This is a genomic window from Bradyrhizobium zhengyangense (assembly GCF_022012435.1).
Taxonomy (GTDB): Bacteria; Pseudomonadota; Alphaproteobacteria; order Rhizobiales; family Xanthobacteraceae; genus Bradyrhizobium; species Bradyrhizobium zhengyangense.
The window spans coordinates 40,923-57,512 of sequence record NZ_JAKLUA010000022.1; the positions used below are offsets into that span (position 1 = coordinate 40,923).

9 protein-coding genes are annotated in these 16,590 nt (G+C 63.8%); 7 read left to right on the plus strand and 2 right to left on the minus strand.

Annotated elements, in window-relative coordinates:
- Positions 1-3 precede the first annotated feature (3 nt).
- Genes treS through treY form a run of 5 tightly spaced genes read left to right on the plus strand, consistent with a single transcriptional unit; the run spans position 4 to position 12,055 of the window.
- Positions 4-3,297 (plus strand): maltose alpha-D-glucosyltransferase, encoded by a 3,294-nt coding sequence (treS, locus tag L6637_RS36995; RefSeq protein ID WP_237873811.1) that lies wholly within the window; start codon positions 4-6, stop codon positions 3,295-3,297.
- On the plus strand, positions 3,290-5,437 hold the full coding sequence (gene glgB, locus L6637_RS37000; protein ID WP_237862634.1) for a 1,4-alpha-glucan branching protein GlgB: 2,148 nt from the start codon (positions 3,290-3,292) through the stop codon (positions 5,435-5,437). Before treS ends, glgB begins: the two co-directional genes overlap by 8 nt.
- A gap of 3 nt (positions 5,438-5,440) precedes the next feature.
- Positions 5,441-7,519, plus strand: coding sequence for a glycogen debranching protein GlgX (gene glgX / locus L6637_RS37005; RefSeq protein WP_237873813.1), 2,079 nt, complete (start codon positions 5,441-5,443; stop codon positions 7,517-7,519).
- Positions 7,516-9,270, plus strand: coding sequence for a malto-oligosyltrehalose trehalohydrolase (gene treZ / locus L6637_RS37010; RefSeq protein ID WP_237873814.1), 1,755 nt, complete (start codon positions 7,516-7,518; stop codon positions 9,268-9,270). The genes glgX and treZ overlap by 4 nt, the downstream gene beginning before the upstream one ends.
- Position 9,271: 1 nt before the next feature.
- Positions 9,272-12,055: a malto-oligosyltrehalose synthase gene (gene treY, locus L6637_RS37015; protein ID WP_237862637.1), complete on the plus strand. Its 2,784-nt coding sequence runs from the start codon at positions 9,272-9,274 to the stop codon at positions 12,053-12,055.
- A gap of 3 nt (positions 12,056-12,058) precedes the next feature.
- On the opposite strand, the gene L6637_RS37020 is transcribed toward treY, so the two are convergent.
- Complete coding sequence (locus tag L6637_RS37020; RefSeq protein WP_237873819.1) at positions 12,059-12,376, minus strand: polyhydroxyalkanoic acid system family protein; 318 nt, start codon at positions 12,374-12,376, stop codon at positions 12,059-12,061.
- Between the two features lie 182 nt (positions 12,377-12,558).
- Between L6637_RS37020 and L6637_RS37025 the strand changes: the two genes are divergently transcribed.
- The gene (locus L6637_RS37025) at positions 12,559-12,723 is read left to right on the plus strand and encodes a DUF3309 family protein (protein WP_018318514.1); all 165 of its coding nucleotides are present in this window, start codon (positions 12,559-12,561) and stop codon (positions 12,721-12,723) included.
- 132 nt (positions 12,724-12,855) lie between these two features.
- On the opposite strand, the gene ligD is transcribed toward L6637_RS37025, so the two are convergent.
- Positions 12,856-15,516: a DNA ligase D gene (gene ligD, locus L6637_RS37030; RefSeq protein ID WP_237873820.1), complete on the minus strand. Its 2,661-nt coding sequence runs from the start codon at positions 15,514-15,516 to the stop codon at positions 12,856-12,858.
- A gap of 118 nt (positions 15,517-15,634) precedes the next feature.
- Here ligD and ku point away from each other — a divergent pair, with 118 nt between their 5' ends.
- A complete protein-coding gene (ku, locus tag L6637_RS37035) occupies positions 15,635-16,519 on the plus strand; it encodes a non-homologous end joining protein Ku (RefSeq protein ID WP_237873823.1) in 885 nt (294 codons plus the stop codon).
- Positions 16,520-16,590: the final 71 nt, after the last annotated feature.

Here is a 16,590-nt window from a genome sequence, read left to right on the forward strand (position 1 = left end):
GCCATGAATGTTCTGTCTTCCGTCGACACCAAGAAGGCCGAGGCTGCCGCGATCGCGGACGAGCTCTGGTACAAGGACGCCATCATCTACCAGCTCCACGTCAAGGCCTTTGCCGACAGCAACAATGACGGCATCGGCGATTTCGCAGGGCTGACCGAGAAGCTGCCTTATCTGCAGGATCTTGGCGTCACTGCGCTGTGGCTGCTGCCGTTCTACCCCTCGCCCGGCCGCGACGACGGCTACGACATCGGCGATTACGGCGCGGTCAATCCCGATTTCGGGACGATGAAGGACTTCAAGCGCTTCATCCAGGAAGCGCAGAAGCGCGGCCTGCGCGTCATCACCGAGCTGGTCGTCAACCACACGTCCGACCAGCACAATTGGTTCAAGCGCGCGCGCCGCAGCCCGGCCGGCTCGAGCGCTCGGGACTGGTATGTGTGGAGCGACACCGACCAGAAATACCAGGGCACGCGCATCATCTTCACCGACACCGAGAAGTCGAACTGGACCTGGGATCCCGAGGCCGGCGCGTTCTACTGGCACCGCTTCTTCTCGCACCAGCCCGACCTCAATTTCGACAATCCGCGCGTCGTCAGCGCCATCATTCAGGTGATGAAGCGCTGGCTGGACGCCGGCGTCGACGGCTTCCGCCTGGACGCTATTCCCTATCTCTGCGAGCGCGAGGGCACCTCGAACGAGAACCTCCCGGAGACGCATGCGATCATCAAGCGCCTGCGCCACGAGCTCGACGCCTATTCCAAGGGAAAGCTGCTGCTGGCTGAGGCCAATCAATGGCCGGAGGACGTGCAGGAATATTTCGGCCGTGGCGACGAGTGCCACATGGCCTACCATTTCCCGCTGATGCCACGCATCTACATGGCGATCGCGCAGGAGGACCGTTTCCCGATCACCGACATCCTGCGCCAGACGCCTGATATTCCCGCGAGCTGCCAATGGGCGCTGTTCCTGCGCAACCATGACGAGCTGACGCTGGAGATGGTGACCGACGTCGAGCGCGACTATCTCTGGACCACCTACGCCAACGATCCCCGCGCCCGTATCAACGTCGGCATCCGCAGGCGCCTCGCGCCACTGATGGACAACGACCGGCGCAAGATCGAGCTGATGAACTCGCTGCTGCTGTCCTTCCCCGGCACGCCGATCATCTATTACGGCGACGAGATCGGCATGGGCGACAACATCTATCTCGGCGACCGCAACGGCGTGCGCACACCGATGCAGTGGAGCCCGGACCGCAATGGCGGCTTCTCCCGCGCCGATCCCGCCCGTCTCTATGCGCCGCTGATCATGGACCCCGTCTACGGCTACGAATCAGTCAACGTGGAGGCACAGTCGCGCAGCCTGTCCTCGCTGCTGAACGCGACCAAGCGGTTGATCTCGGTACGCAAGTCGACGCTCGCCTTCGGCCGCGGCACCATGACCTTCATCCGCCCGGCCAACCGCGCCGTGCTGGCCTATGTCCGGCAATATCGCGACGAGGTCATCCTCTGTGTCGCCAATCTGTCGCGCGCGGCGCAGGCGACCGAGCTCGATCTGTCGCCGTGGAAGGATCGCATCCCGCAGGAGATGCTCGGCCGTACCCGTTTTCCGGCGATCGGCGAATTGCCCTACATGATCACGCTGGGGCCCTATGGCTTCTATTGGTTCCAGCTCCAGGAGCGCGACAAATCCGAGCCGGTGGTGCCGCGCGCGGTGCCGGAATTCGAAACGCTGGTGGTGCCTGTTAACTCCAACTGGGTGTCGCTTGCCCGTGAGCGCGGCGTGTTCGAGCGCGACGTGCTGCCGGGATTCCTGTCGCGCACGCGCTGGTATCCCGAACACGATCCCAAGCACATCAAGGCTGCGCTGACGTCAGCAGTGCCGTTCAGCGACATCGGCGACAACAGGCCGTGGATCGCGTTCTTCGAGACGACGGACGACGAAGTCGCGACGCGCTACGTGCTGCCGATGCAGATCGAGTGGGTCCGCTTCGACCGCGAGCGCTTCAATCCGAGGGCACTCGCCGCCGTGCGCCAGGGCGCACGCGAAGGCACGCTGCTCGACGTCGCCACCGACCAGATCTTCATCGGGCTTTTCCTGCGAGGCTTGTCGCAGAATCTCGTCGTGGACGAGAACAATCTGCGGCTCGAGTTCAAGCCGACAAGCCGGTTCGCGGATTACACCGTGAAGGAGCCTGCGCGCATTCGGACGGTCGAGCAATCGAACAGCACGGCGCTGGTCGACAATCAGTATGTCGCCAAGATCTATCGTCGGCTCGAGAGCGGCAGCAACCCCGAGATCGAAATCGGCAATTATCTCACCGAGGTCGCGCGCTTTCCCAACACACCAGCGCTGCTCGGCAGCGTCGAGCTGGTCGAGGGCGTCAGCCGCAGCGCGCTCGGCGTGCTGCATGCCTATGTCGAGAACCAGGGTGACGGCTGGGCCGTCACCACGGGCTACCTCGACCGCTATATCGACGAGCAGCGGGTGCTGCCGCCTGATGAAATGCACCGCGAGACCCAGGAGCAGTCACCCTATTTGCACTTCGTGGCGCAGATTGGCCGTCGGCTCGCCGAGTTGCACATGGCGCTCGCCGCCGCAAAATCCCCCGACCTTGCCCCTGAACCGATCGGCAAAGCCGACGTCAAGCGCTGGACGACAGACCTCAAGGCAAGGGCCGAGCGGGTCTTCGACCGGCTGGCCGATGCCCGGGACGGCCTGCGCGAGGCTGACCGGCCCCTGATCGATCAGCTCGTCGCGATGCGCGCGACCTTGCCCGGCCACGTCAATGCGCTCTTGCCATCCGACATCGGCGGGTTGAACATCCGTCATCATGGCGACTTCCGCCTCGGGCAAACTCTGATCGTGAAGGACGACATCTTCATCATCGATTTCGACGGCGATCCGCACCTCACCCTGGTCGACAAGCGGCGCAAGCTGCCTGCCGCGCGCGATGTCGCCGGCCTGGTCCGCTCGATCGATCTTTCGGTTAACGCCGCGCTTGGCCGGGCGCTGTCGGGCGGGGGTCATGAACACGGCCGGATTACGGCCGCGCTCGACGAATGGCGCGAGCGCGCCACCGCGACCTTCCAGTCCGCCTATCGTGAGGCCATGGCCGACCGGCGGCTCTGGCCGGAAGACGCACATTCCGCGGAAAGCATGTTAAGGTTTTTCCTGCTTGATCTAGCGTTCGACGAGGTAGAGTACGAGCTGTCCCACCGGCCCGAAGGGCTCCATGCGCCGCTGACCGGCCTGCTTCGCATTCTGTCCAGTGCCGGGAGCGAAGCCCATGCCTAAACTGCCAGCCGAAGCCTACGCCATCATCGAGGGGCGCCACTCCGATCCCTTCCACTATCTCGGGATGCATCCCGAGGGTGGCAAGAGCGTGGTGCGCGCCTTCCTGCCGGAGGCCTCCAATGTCGAGGCGGTCGGTGAGCATGGCGAAGTCGCGCCGCTCGACCGCGTCCACGATTCCGGCCTGTTCATCGGCGCCCTGCCCAACGGCTCGAAGCACTACCAGCTTCGCGCCAAATTCGGCGACAAACTCGTCGAGTTCGAGGACGCCTATCGCTTTCCGCCAATCCTGACCGATTTCGACCTCTATCTGCTCGGCGAAGGCACGCATCAGCGGCTCTACGACAAGCTCGGCGCCCATCCGATGCGGCTGGACGGCATCGACGGTATCGGTTTCGTCGTGCTCGCGCCGAATGCGCGGCGGGTGTCCGTGGTCGGCGATTTCAATTTCTGGGACGGGCGGCGTCATCCGATGCGCGTGCGCGGCGCCGGCTATTGGGAATTGTTCATTCCGCATGCCAAATCCGGCGATCATTACAAGTTCGAGATCATCGGACCGCATGGCCATCTGCTGCCGCTGAAGTCCGACCCGATGGCGTTTGCCAGCGAAGTGCGGCCGAAGACGGCGTCGATCGTGTTCGACGAGGCGCATCTGCCGCGGCCTCGCCCGGCGCCCGACGGCATCAACGCGCTGTCGGCGCCGATGTCGATCTACGAGGTCCATCTCGGCTCGTGGCGGCGCAAGAGCGGCAACGAATGGCTAACCTATCGCGAACTCGCCGAGCAACTGCCGGCCTATGCCCGCGACATGGGCTTCACCCACCTCGAATTCCTGCCGGTGAGCGAGCATCCGTTCGACGGCTCCTGGGGCTATCAGCCGACCGGCCTCTATGCGCCGACCAGCCGTTTCGGCTCGCCTGAGGAGTTTGCCGCGCTGATCGATGCCTGCCATCGCGAGGGCATCGGCGTGCTGCTCGACTGGGTGCCCGGACATTTCCCTGATGATCCGCACGGGCTCGGCAGCTTCGACGGCACGGCGCTGTATGAGCACGCCAACCCGCTGCAGGGCCGCCACCTCGACTGGGGCACGCTGATCTACAATTACGGCCGCACCGAAGTGACGAACTTCCTCGTGTCGAACGCGCTGTTCTGGCTCGAGCGCTACGCTATCGACGGCCTGCGCGTCGATGCGGTCGCGTCCATGCTTTATCTGGACTACAGCCGCCCGCCCGGTGCCTGGATTCCGAACCAGTACGGCGGCCGCGAGAACATCGAGGCGATCAACTTCCTGCGCCGCTTCAACACCGAGCTGTTCGCGCGCTTCCCGCAGGCGACCACGGCAGCCGAGGAATCCACCGCGTGGCCGCAGGTCTCGCGCCCGGTCGAATTCGGCGGGCTCGGTTTCGGCTACAAGTGGAACATGGGCTGGATGCACGACACGCTGAACTACATCAGCAAGGATCCGATCCACCGCAAATATCATCACGGCGATATCCTGTTCGGCCTGCACTACGCCTTCTCGGAAAACTTCATCCTGCCGCTGTCGCATGACGAGGTCGTGCACGGCAAGCGCTCGATCTTCGGCCGCATGCCCGGCGACGAATGGCAGCGCTTTGCGAACCTGCGCGCCTATTACAGCTTCATGTTCGGCCATCCCGGCAAGAAGCTGCTGTTCATGGGCGGCGAGATCGCGCAAAGCCGCGAATGGAATCACGACCAGTCGCTCGACTGGCACCTGCTGGAATACAAGTACCATTCCGGCGTCCAGGCGCTGGTCCGCGACCTCAACCGGCTCTATCGCGCGGTGCCGGCGCTGCACCAGATGGATTGCGATCAGGCCGGCTTCGAATGGCTGATCACCGACGATGCCAACCGCAATGTCTTTGCCTGGCTGCGCAAGGGTTTTGACGAGCACGCGCGGTGTCTCGTGGTCATCAACTTCTCACCCAATGTCTATCGCAACTATCGCGTCCCCGTGCCCTTTGCCGGCAAGTGGAAAGAGGTGTTCAACTCGGACTCCGCCCATTATGGCGGCACCAATGTCGGCAACATCGGCGAGGTGCAAACCGTTGCCGGCAAGTCGCCCGAGCTTCGTCTCACCATTCCGCCGCTCGCCGCGATCTTCCTCGTTCCGGAAAGCTGACCGATGCGTCTGACTGCTGGATCGCCCGCGCGCCTCGGTGCAAGCTGGGACGGACGCGGCACCAACTTCGCGCTGTTCTCAGCCCATGCGCAGAAGATCGAGCTGTGCCTGTTCGACAGCCAGGGCCGGCGCGAGCTCGAGCGCATCGAGCTGCCGGAGCGCACCGAGGACGTCTGGCATGGCTATCTCAACGACGTCTCGCCGGGCCAGCTCTACGGCTATCGCGTGCATGGCCCTTATGAGCCCGAGCACGGCCACCGCTTCAACGCCAACAAGCTGCTGCTCGATCCCTACGCCAAGCGCCTTGCCGGGCGCCTGGTCTGGAGCGATGCGCATTTCGCCTATCGCACCGGCTCGGCGCGCGAGGATCTCTCGTTCGATCGGCGCGACAATGCGCGCGGCATGCCCAAGGCCGTCGTGGTCGACGAGACCTTCAACTGGGGCCGGCGCGAGATAAGGCCCAACATCCCCTGGGAAGACACCATCATCTACGAGGCTCACGTCAAGGGCCTGACCCAGAAGCGCGACGACGTGCCGCCGAATTTGCGCGGTACCTATGGCGGGCTGTCGTCGCCGGCGATGATCGAGCATTTGAAGAAGCTCGGCGTCACCACCATCGAATTGCTCCCGATCCACAGCTTCGTCGACGACCGCGTGCTGGTCGAGAAGAAGCTCGCCAATTACTGGGGCTACAACACGCTGTCCTTCTTCGCGCCGGAGCAGCGCTATGCCCAGGACAACGCGCTCGATTCCTTCCGCACCACCGTGGCGCGCCTGCACGATGCCGGCATCGAGGTGATGCTCGATGTGGTCTACAACCACACCGCCGAGGGCAACCATCTCGGCCCGACGCTGTGCTATCGCGGCATCGACAACGCCTCCTATTACTGGCTGAACCGCGAGAACCCGCGATATTACGACGACTTCACCGGCTGCGGCTCCTCGGTGAACCTCACTCATCCGCGGGTGCTGCAGATGGTGATGGATAGCTTGCGCTACTGGGTCGAGGTCTGCCATGTCGACGGCTTCCGCTTCGACCTTGCCACCACGCTCGCGCGCGGCCCGAACGGTTTTGATCGCGGCATCTCGTTCCTGACTGCAATCCGGCAGGATCCGGTGCTCGCCACCGTCAAGCTCGTCGCCGAACCCTGGGATCTCGGCCTCGGCGGCTACCAGGTCGGCGCCTTCCCCTCGCAATGGTCGGAGTGGAACGATCGCTATCGCAGCGCCATGCGCCGCTACTGGAGCGGCGAAGGCAGTCTGATCGGCGATATCTCCAGCCGCATGACGGCCTCCTCCGACCTGTTCAATCACGATGGCCGCCGGCCGCGCGCCAGCATCAACCACATCACGGTCCATGACGGCTTCACGCTGGCCGATCTCTTCAGCTACAACGACAAGCACAACGAGGCCAATGGCGAGGACAATCGCGACGGCTCCAACGACAACCACAGCAACAATTGCGGTGTCGAGGGCCCGACCGACGATCCCAAGATCCTCGGCCTGCGCCGCCAGCTTCGCAAGAACGTGCTGGCCTGTCTGATGCTGGCGCAGGGTATTCCCTTGATCCTTGCTGGCGACGAGGTCGGCAATTCGCAATCCGGCAACAACAACGCCTATTGCCAGGACAACGAAGTAGGCTGGGTCGGCTGGGACAATCTCGGCAAGGACGGCGACGACATGGTCGATTTCGTCGCTGACCTCGCTGACGTCAGGCGAAAATTCTCGCAGTTGCGCAGCCATCGCTGGCTCGACGGCCGCCCCAAGGACGGCATCTCCTACGGTGCGCTGTGGCTGACGCCCGAAGGCAACGAGATGACGGACAGCGACTGGACATTTCCGGACGGCCGGTTCCTTTCTTATGTGATGGGACCGATGGAACCGGGCAGCGCGGCGATCTTTATCGTACTGAACGCCGCCCCCGAAGAGATCGCATTCAAATTGCCCAAAATGCCCGAATACAAGAGCTGGCAGCAGATCCTCAATACGACGGATGCCAAGCTGAACAGCGTTGATTTCATGTCTGGAAGCGACAGCAAGGCGCCGCCGCGCTCCGTGCTCGCGTTCGCGGGGGCGCTATGAGGCCATCCTTCGGGGCGAAGCCGACCAAGGACGGCGTGTCGTTCCGACTGTGGGCGCCCGGCGCGCGTCGCGTCGACCTCCTGCTCGAGCGGCGGCACGCGATGCAGCGCCGGCAGGATGGCTGGTATGTCGCCGAAATCGCGGGCTTGCCAGTCGGCAGCCCCTACAGGTTCAGGATCGACGACGAGATCGACGTCCCCGATCCGGCGTCTGCATTCCAGCCCGAGGATGTGTTCGGCCCGAGTGAGGTGATCGATCACGACGCCTTCAAGTGGCGCGCGAAGGATTGGCGCGGCCGCCCCTGGGAAGAGACGGTGCTGATCGAGACCCATGTCGGCACCTTCACGCGCGACGGCACTTACCGCGCCATGATCGACAAGCTCGATCATCTGGTCGTATCAGGCATCACCGCGCTGGAGCTGATGCCGCTGGCCGATTTCGCCGGCCGCCGCGGCTGGGGCTATGACGGCGTGCTCTGGTACGCGCCCGACAGTGCCTATGGCCGCCCGGAAGATCTGAAGACGCTAATCGACGAAGCGCATCTGCGCGGGCTGATGGTCTTCCTCGACGTGGTCTACAATCACTTCGGCCCCGAAGGAAATTATCTCGGCCGCTATGCACCAACCTTCTTCACCGACGCGCACACGCCCTGGGGCAGCGCGATCGATTATCGCGTGCCGCAAGTGCGGGCCTTTGCGGTCGAGAATGCGCTGTCCTGGCTGACCGACTATCGCTTCGATGGTTTGCGACTCGATGCCGCCAACCACATCATGGCGATTCCCGGCGAGCAGTCGATGCTGCACGACCTCAGCGCCGCCGTCGGCGAGCTTGCCAAGGCCACCGACCGACACATTCATCTCGTGCTGGAGAATGGCGATAACCGCGCCAGCATGCTCGACGCCGCGCAGGAGCCGCCGAGCGGCAAATATCGCGCGCAGTGGAACGACGACTATCATCACGTCTGGCACGTGATGCTGACCGGCGAGCTCAACGGCTATTACGGCGACTACCAGACGCCGCGCATGGACCTCGCGCGCGCGCTCGCCTCGGGCTTCGTCTATCAGGGCGAAATCTCGGAATTCTGGGGCAAGAAGCCGCGCGGCGAAGCCAGCGGCGAGCTGCCGCCGGCGACCTTCGTCACCTTCCTGCAAAACCACGACCAGATCGGCAACCGCCCGCTTGGCGACCGCCTCGAGAGCCTGGCCTCGCCGCAGCAGATCGAGGCCGCGCTCGCAGTGACGCTGCTCGCGCCGATGGTGCCGATGCTGTTCCAGGGAGAAGAATGGGGCTCGAAGGTGCCCTTCCCGTTCTTCTGCGATTTCCAGGGCGGCCTTGCCGATGCCGTGCGCAAGGGCCGCAAGCAGGAATATGCCTGGGCCTACGCGACATACGGCGACGAAGTGCCCGATCCGCTTGATCCGGCCACGCCGCAATCGGCCGTGCTGGACTGGACCGGTCGCACGCCCGAACAGGACGCGCGGCTGGCGCTGGTGCGCAATCTCCTCGCGCTTCGCCACAGGGAGATCATGCCGCGGCTGAAGGGCGCGCGGTTCGGCGATGCCGTGGCTGAAGACAACGGCCTGCTCAATGCGCACTGGCGCATGGGCGACGGTACGACGCTGCGGCTCACGGCCAATCTGTCCGACAAAGACATCGCGCATTCCAACAACAATGCAGGCACGCCGATCTGGGGCGGCGCGGCCGGCGACCGACTTCCGCCCTGGTCGGTGGTTTGGCATCTCGGAGGTTGATATGCCTTCCGCGATTCCTCTTGCGACCTACCGGCTTCAGCTCACCGCGGATTTCGACTTCGACAAGGCCGCTGCGGTCGTGCCTTACCTCAAGGCGCTCGGGATCACGCATCTCTACGCCTCTCCGGTGATGAAGGCACGCAAAGGCTCGACCCATGGCTACGACACCGTCGATCACAGCCAGTTCAATCCCGAGCTCGGTGGCGAGGCCGGCTTTGCGCGGCTGAGCGAGACGCTCGCTAAGCACGATCTCGGCCTCATCATCGACTTCGTGCCCAATCATGTCGGCGTGCACTTCGCCGACAATCCCTGGTGGCTGGACGTGTTGGAATGGGGCCAGGCCTCGCCGCACGCCGTTTCCTTCGACATCGATTGGGATCAATTGCCCTATCGTGCCCGCGGCGGCGTGCTGCTGCCGATCCTCGGTACGTCCTATGGCGAGGCGCTGGAACGCGGCGACATTGAGCTGCGCTACGATCCGGATGAGGGCAGTTTTTCTGCCTGGTATTTCGAGCACCGCCTGCCGATCGCGCCGGAACGCTATGGCGAGATCCTGCGGATGATCGTGAAGGAGGCGGATGCCGCCGATACCGTCGCCGGCAAACGCCTGCTCTCGCTCGCCGCGCACACCACCGGCCTGCGCCGGCCGAACCGCAAGGAAGCGCCGGGCTTCAAGGCGGAGTTGAAGGAGATCACAGGCAGCGCCGACATCATCATCCACGGCCTCGCCGCCTATCGCCCGGCAAAAGATCGCCCCGCGCAGACGCTGGCGCTGCATCACTTGCTGGAACGGCAGAACTACAAGCTGGGCCATTGGCGGCTGGCGTCCAGCGACATCAACTATCGCCGTTTCTTCGACGTCAACGGGCTCGCGGGCCTCCGCGTCGAGGATGCGAGCACGTTTGCCGCCACGCACCGGCTGGTGAAGCAGCTCGTCACCGACGGGAAGCTGCAAGGCATCCGCCTCGATCACATCGACGGCCTGCGCGACCCCGCACAATATTGCCAGCGTCTACGCCGGCTGGTGCGCGACGCGCAAGGCAATGCAAAGCCGTTCTACACCGTGATCGAAAAGATCCTGTGCGAGCACGAGAAGTTGCCGCACTTTGCCGGCGTCCAGGGCACCACCGGCTATGAGTGGATGAACGCGATCACCCAGGTGCTGGTCGATGCCAGGGGGCTGGAGGCGCTGGACGAAACCTGGCGCCAGATCAGCAACCGGCCGCCGCGGCTCGCGCCTTACGTGAAGGATGCCAAGAGGCGCGTGCTGGAGACGCTGCTGACCAGCGAATTCATCGTGCTGACGCGTCTGCTTGCCCGGATCGCCAACGGGCACTATTCGACCCGCGACTTCTCCGCCGACAGCCTGCGGCAGGCACTCGAGCTCTACGTGCTGCACTTCCCGGTCTATCGCACTTACCTGACCCATAGCGGCCCGACCGCGCTCGACCGCAAACTGATCGACGACACCATCGCGCGTGCCCGCGCAGAGTGGTTCGCTGCGGATGAAGGCATTTTTGACTTCCTGCGCGATGCGCTGACCATGGACCTGCTCAAACCCGGCCGCCCGCCGCACAGCGCGCCGCGCGTGCGCCGGTTTGCGCTGAAGGTGCAGCAATTCACCGGACCGATGATGGCGAAATCGCTGGAGGACACCGCGTTCTACCAGTTCCATAGGCTGCTGGCGCTGAACGAGGTCGGCGGCGATCCCGCCAGCAAAGGCCTCACCGTACCCGCCTTTCACGAGGCGATGCGAGCCCGCGCCAGGGAATGGCCGCAGGGGATGACGGCAACGGCCACCCACGACACCAAGCGCGGCGAGGATGCGCGGGCGCGGATCGCGGCGCTCAGCGAGATATCAGGCGAATGGACCAGCGCGGTTTCGCGCTGGAAAGTGCTGAACGCGCCGCACCTTGCGCTCCACGCCAATCTGCGCGCGCCATCGGCAACGTTCGAATACATGCTCTACCAGGCCCTGCTTGGCGCCTGGCCGCTACAGGGGATGGATGCCAGTTTCGTCGAGCGCATCCAGGCCTATGCGCTCAAGGCGGCTCGCGAGGGCAAGGAAGAGACAAGCTGGCTCAATCCGCATGAAGCGTATGAAAATGGCGTCAAGAGCTTCATCGAGAAGATTCTCGATCCAGCACTGTCAGTCGAATTCCTGGAAGCGCTTGCCACTCTGGCTCGCCGCGTCGCGCTGCTTGGCGCGCTGAATTCGCTGAGCCAGCTCACGCTGAAGGCGACACTGCCGGGCGTGCCCGATTTCTACCAGGGCACCGAATATTGGGACCTGTCGCTGGTCGATCCCGACAACCGCCGCCCGGTGGATTTTGCCGCAAGGCAAGCGGCGCTGGATTCGCTGGAAACGCCGGACTGGGGCGGGCTGATCAAGACCTGGCCGGACGGCCGGCTCAAGCTGGCGTGGACGCGGCACCTTCTCAAGCTCCGTACTGAGCTTGCCGACGTTTTTGCGCAAGGCGGTTATCAGCCGCTGGAGGTGCGCGGCGCGCACGCCGATCATGTGATCTCCTTTGTCCGCCACCACGGCCGCGCTGCAGCCATCGTCGTGGTTGCGCGACAATTCGCGCCCTTCACGCAGGCGGGCCGCGAGTGGCCCGCGCTCGAAGCTTTTGACGCAACCGTCGACGTCAGCGGCTACGCCGCGCCGGGCCTTGCGGGCAACGAATTGCCGCTCGCGCAGGCGTTCCGTGATTTTCCCGCCGCTGTCATCGAGGCCCGCACGGCAAGCTCCATCAAGCCTGGACGACAGCGCGTGCGCGCCTGACGCTCATTTCCCCTCATCCTTGGTCAGTAGCAATTGTCCGCGCTTGCGGATGGTCGCCTGCGCCATCTCGGCGAAGCGCTGCAGCAGCCACGGCAGCACCACCTGAACCTTGACGTAGTCGTCGGCGACGTCGACCTGCCCGCTCGCGATCTGGCCGAGCGCGCGGACGCGGAAAATCATGCTGTCGCCGCTCCAGCGTTCCTCCTCGATCTGCATCACGGGAATGCTGGCGGCAGCGCGGCCGAGCCCGGTCTTGAGCCGGCGCACGGCTTCCTCGCGACCGAGGCGATGTGGAATGGAGACGACAAGCGGTGCTGACATGGCCCTGCCCTTTGGTGACTGATCCTCACATAGTCATGCCCGGTGGAGCCGCAAAGGTTCCATGCAAGTCGGAGCTGTCGCCCCGTTTCAAATCCGGAACTTTAAAACCCTGGGCAAGTTGCCCTCCGCACAACGGGACAGGTTGCAACGACCCTTTCGACAAAGGGCTGGAGGAGATTCTCATGTCTATCGGTACGATCATTCTGATCATCCTGGTTATCGCGCTGCTCGGCGGCTTCAGCGGCATCGGCGGCGGCCCGTTCTACGGCACCGGCTATTACGGCGGCGGCGGCCTTGGGCTCGTCATCGTCATTCTGCTGATCCTGCTGCTGATGGGCCGGATCTAGCACCACAACGAGGATCTCGTAGGGTGGGCAAAGGCGCACTTGCGCCGTGCCCACCTTCCCTCTCCGTAACAGGCAGATGGTGGGCACGCGCCGCTTTGCCCACCTTACGGGAGTTGCGCCCGTAGCTCCGGCCTACTTCGTTTTCCCCGCCAGCTTCTTGATCGCCGCCTTGATCGACGCGGCCGCATCATCATAGCCCTCCCACGCCTTCGATCGCGCCAAAAGGCCCGGCACAGTCCGCACCGTGTAGCGCTTCGGATCGAGATCGCCCTTCACCTGCGCCCAGGTCACCGGCATCGACACGGTCGCACCATCGCGCGCACGCGGCGACAGCGGCGCCACCGCGGTGGACAGACGATCATTGCGTAGATAGTCCAGAAAGATCTTCCCGTTGCGCAGCTTCTTGGACATGTTGAGCAGGTAGCGCTCGGGATCGTCATCGGCCATCCGCCGGCAAACGCCTTGCGCGAAGGCTTTAGCTTCTTTCCAGCTCACTTTGTCGCGCGCGCCGTGGAGCAGCGGCACCACGACGTGGAGACCCTTACCGCCGGTGGTCTTGCAAAAGCTCTCCATGCCGACGTCGGCGAGCCGCTTCCTCATCTCCTTGGCCGCCTCGACGACATCGGCGAACTTCACATCCGGTGCCGGATCGAGGTCGAACACCAGGCGGCCCGGGGTATCATAGGCGTCAGGCGCGCAATTCCAGGGATGCAGTTCGACGCCGCCTATCTGCGCGACCGCAGCGAGCCCCTCGACGCGGTCGATCTGCAAATAGGGCTTGCGATCGCCCGAGACCTTGGCGAGCTCGAGCAGGTTCGATGTGCCCTGCATGGCGTGGCGCTGAAAGAACTTCTCGCCGGAGATGCCGTCGGGTGCGCGCAGGATCGAGCAGGGACGGCCCTTCAGATGTTCGATCATCCAGGCGCCGACGGCCTCGAAATAGCGCGCGAGATCGAGCTTCGTCACGCCCTCACCGTCGCCGCCGTCAGGCCACAGCTCCTTGTCCGGCTTCGAGATGACGACGCCCATGACCTCGGCAGTGCCGGAGTCCTTTCGCTTGTCGGCCTTCGGCGCGGCGCGCTTCCGGGCCGAGGGTTTTGCCAGATTGGTATCCACGGGCGTCTCCGCCTCGACCTCCGCGGCCGGCTTATCCTGCCGCAGGCCCTTGAAGGCAGCCTGGCGGATATTGCCATCGGCCGTAAAGCCGGCGAACTCGATTTCGGCGACGAGCTCGGGCTTCAGCCAGTGCACGTCGCGAGTTTTCCTCGGCGCATTCTTGCCGCCGAAGGGACTTTCCTTGGCCTCCAGGGTCTTCAGCGACGGCATGATGCGCTTGACCTTGTCCGCACCAAAGCCGGTCCCGACCATTCCGACGAAGGCGAGATGATCGCCCCGATGCACGCCCGCCATCAGAGAGCGGAATTTTCCATTGGTGGTCTTGTAGCCGCCGATGACGACCTCGTGCCCGGCGCGACATTTGGCCTTCGTCCAGCTCTCGGTGCGGCCCGAACGATATGGCGCGTCCAGCTTCTTCGACACCACGCCTTCAAGCTCGAGCTTGCAGGCCGATTGCAACACCGCCTCGCCGCCGCTCTCGAAATGCTCGACATAACGGATTTGGCTCGCCTTCGTCTTGCGCGTCTCCAGCAATTCCTTGAGGCGTTCCTTGCGCTCGCCGAGCGGCAGGCGGCGATAGTCGAGGCCCTCGGCGAAAAGCAGATCGAAGGCGAAGAAGATCAGCTCCTCGGTCTTGCCGTCCGACAGGGCGGCCTGCAGCGAGGAAAAGTTCGGCGCGCCATTGTGGTCGAGGGCGACGATCTCGCCGTCGATCAGCGCGTCGGGCAACCCGTTCGCCTCCTTGGCGATCGATGCGAACTTCTCGGTCCAGTCGAGGCCCTTGCGCGTCTTCAGCGTCGCCTCGCCGTCCTCGACGCGCAGCTGAACACGGTAGCCGTCGAACTTGATCTCGTGGCACCAGCCATCCGACGCCGGCGGCCGCTCTACCGGGGTACAGAGCTGCGGCTCCACGAAGTCAGGCATCTCCGAGGCCTTCTTGGCCGTCGTCGCAGTCGTCGCTTTCTTCTTCAACGTTTTGCCGCTCTTCAGCGCCGCGCGGGGCGCAGGCTTGACCGTGCGCCCTTTCGTCTCTTCGGCCCGGTTGGATTGCCAGACCGCATCGGCCTTGCCCTTGCTCTTCGCCAGCATGAACGGTTTTGGCGCGCGCCCCTTCCCGCCTGCGATCTGTTCCATCGCACGGCCGGAGGCCACGGACTTGTCCTCCGCCAAAATATCCTCGTCCTCGCTGGCATAGTCGTCGCGGTGCTTGATCAGCAGCCAGTTGGTGCGCTTCTCGCCGCTGCGATTGCGCATGCGAACCAGCACCCAGCTGCCGTGCAGCTTGTCGCCATGCAGGGTGAATTTGAGGTCGCCCTTTTTGAAGCCGGCTTCGGGATCATCGGATTCCCAGGTGCCGCGGTCCCACAGCATCACGGTGCCGCCGCCATACTGCCCCTCGGGGATCGTTCCTTCGAAATCGCCATAGTCGAGCGGATGGTCCTCGACTTCCACCGCCAGCCGCTTGTCCTGCGGATTGAGCGAGGGTCCTTTGGTTACCGCCCAGGACTTGAACACGCCGTCGAATTCGAGCCTAAGATCGTAATGCAGCCGGGTCGCATCATGTTTCTGGATCACGAAGCGCCGTTGCTTTGAGGGCGCGACCGCTGCCTTGCCCGACGGTTCGGGCGTCTTTTCGAAGTCACGCTTCTTTCGATAGGTGGAGAGTTTTTGCAGCACGACCGGTCCCACATCCTCTAATCGCGTTGAAGCCTATCACGGCAAAAGTCCCACCCGGAACCAAAACCCTGGCGGGTGGTTGGAGTTCCAAAACGCGTTGAAATCACTGGAGAATGGAATGGCCCCGCGCGCTTATTGGAAAGGAACGTTGAAACTCTCGCTGGTCAGTTGCCCGGTCGTGCTCTATCCGGCGACCACGGCCGCCGAGAAGACACGGTTTCACATGATCAACCGCGAGACCGGCAACCGGCTCAAGCAGCAGATGGTGGATGCCAAGACCGGCGACGTCGTCGAGAGCGACCAGAAAGGCCGCGGCTACGAGCTCTCCAAGGGCAAATATGTCGAGATCGAGCCGGAGGAGCTCGAGGCCGTCCAGATCGAGAGCAACCACACCATCGACATCGAGAGCTTCGTGCCGAGCGAGGAGATCGATCAGCGCTATCTCAACCACCCCTATTACATTGCGCCCGAAGGCAAGGCTGCGATCGACGCCTTTGCCGTGATCCGCGACGCCATGAAGGACCAGGATCGCGTGGCGCTCGCCAAGATCGTGCTGACCAATCGCGAGCACATCATCGCGATCGAGCCGCTCGGCAAGGGCCTGCTCGGCACCACGCTGCGCTTTCCTTACGAGCTGCGCGACGAGGACGCGTTTTTCGACGACATCAAGAGCCCGAAGATCACCAAGGACATGGTCGAGCTCGCCGGCCACATCCTGCACACCAAGGCCGCCCATTTCGACCCGAGCAAATTCAAGGACGAATACGAGACTGCGCTGAAGGCGCTGGTGAAGCGCAAGGCGAGCGGCAAGAAGATTGAGCTACCGGAGCCCGAGGAGCGGCCGAGCAATGTTGTCAGCCTGATGGATGCGCTGAAGCAGAGCTTGAAGGGGCGCGGCGGGAAGAAAACCGCGGCGAAGTCGCATGCGCGACGGGCGACGGGGCGGCGGCACGCTGCCAAGAAGACGCACCGATCCACAGCGCGGCAGAGGAAGGCGGGTTGATTTGCTCCGTCATTGTGAGCGCAGCGAAGCAATCCAGGATCGTTCCGCGGAGGGACTCTGGATTGCTTCGC

Excerpts from the sequence above, each read along its gene's own strand:
- treY (WP_237862637.1), top strand. The coding sequence starts at position 9,272 with ATGCCTTCCGCGATTCCTCTTGCGACCTACCGGCTTCAGCTCACCGCG.
- glgB (WP_237862634.1), top strand. The coding sequence starts at position 3,290 with ATGCCTAAACTGCCAGCCGAAGCCTACGCCATCATCGAGGGGCGCCAC.
- treS (WP_237873811.1), top strand. The coding sequence starts at position 4 with ATGAATGTTCTGTCTTCCGTCGACACCAAGAAGGCCGAGGCTGCCGCG.
- glgX (WP_237873813.1), top strand. The coding sequence starts at position 5,441 with ATGCGTCTGACTGCTGGATCGCCCGCGCGCCTCGGTGCAAGCTGGGAC.
- L6637_RS37020 (WP_237873819.1), bottom strand. The coding sequence starts at position 12,376 with ATGTCAGCACCGCTTGTCGTCTCCATTCCACATCGCCTCGGTCGCGAG.
- treZ (WP_237873814.1), top strand. The coding sequence starts at position 7,516 with ATGAGGCCATCCTTCGGGGCGAAGCCGACCAAGGACGGCGTGTCGTTC.
- ku (WP_237873823.1), top strand. The coding sequence starts at position 15,635 with ATGGCCCCGCGCGCTTATTGGAAAGGAACGTTGAAACTCTCGCTGGTC.
- L6637_RS37025 (WP_018318514.1), top strand. The coding sequence starts at position 12,559 with ATGTCTATCGGTACGATCATTCTGATCATCCTGGTTATCGCGCTGCTC.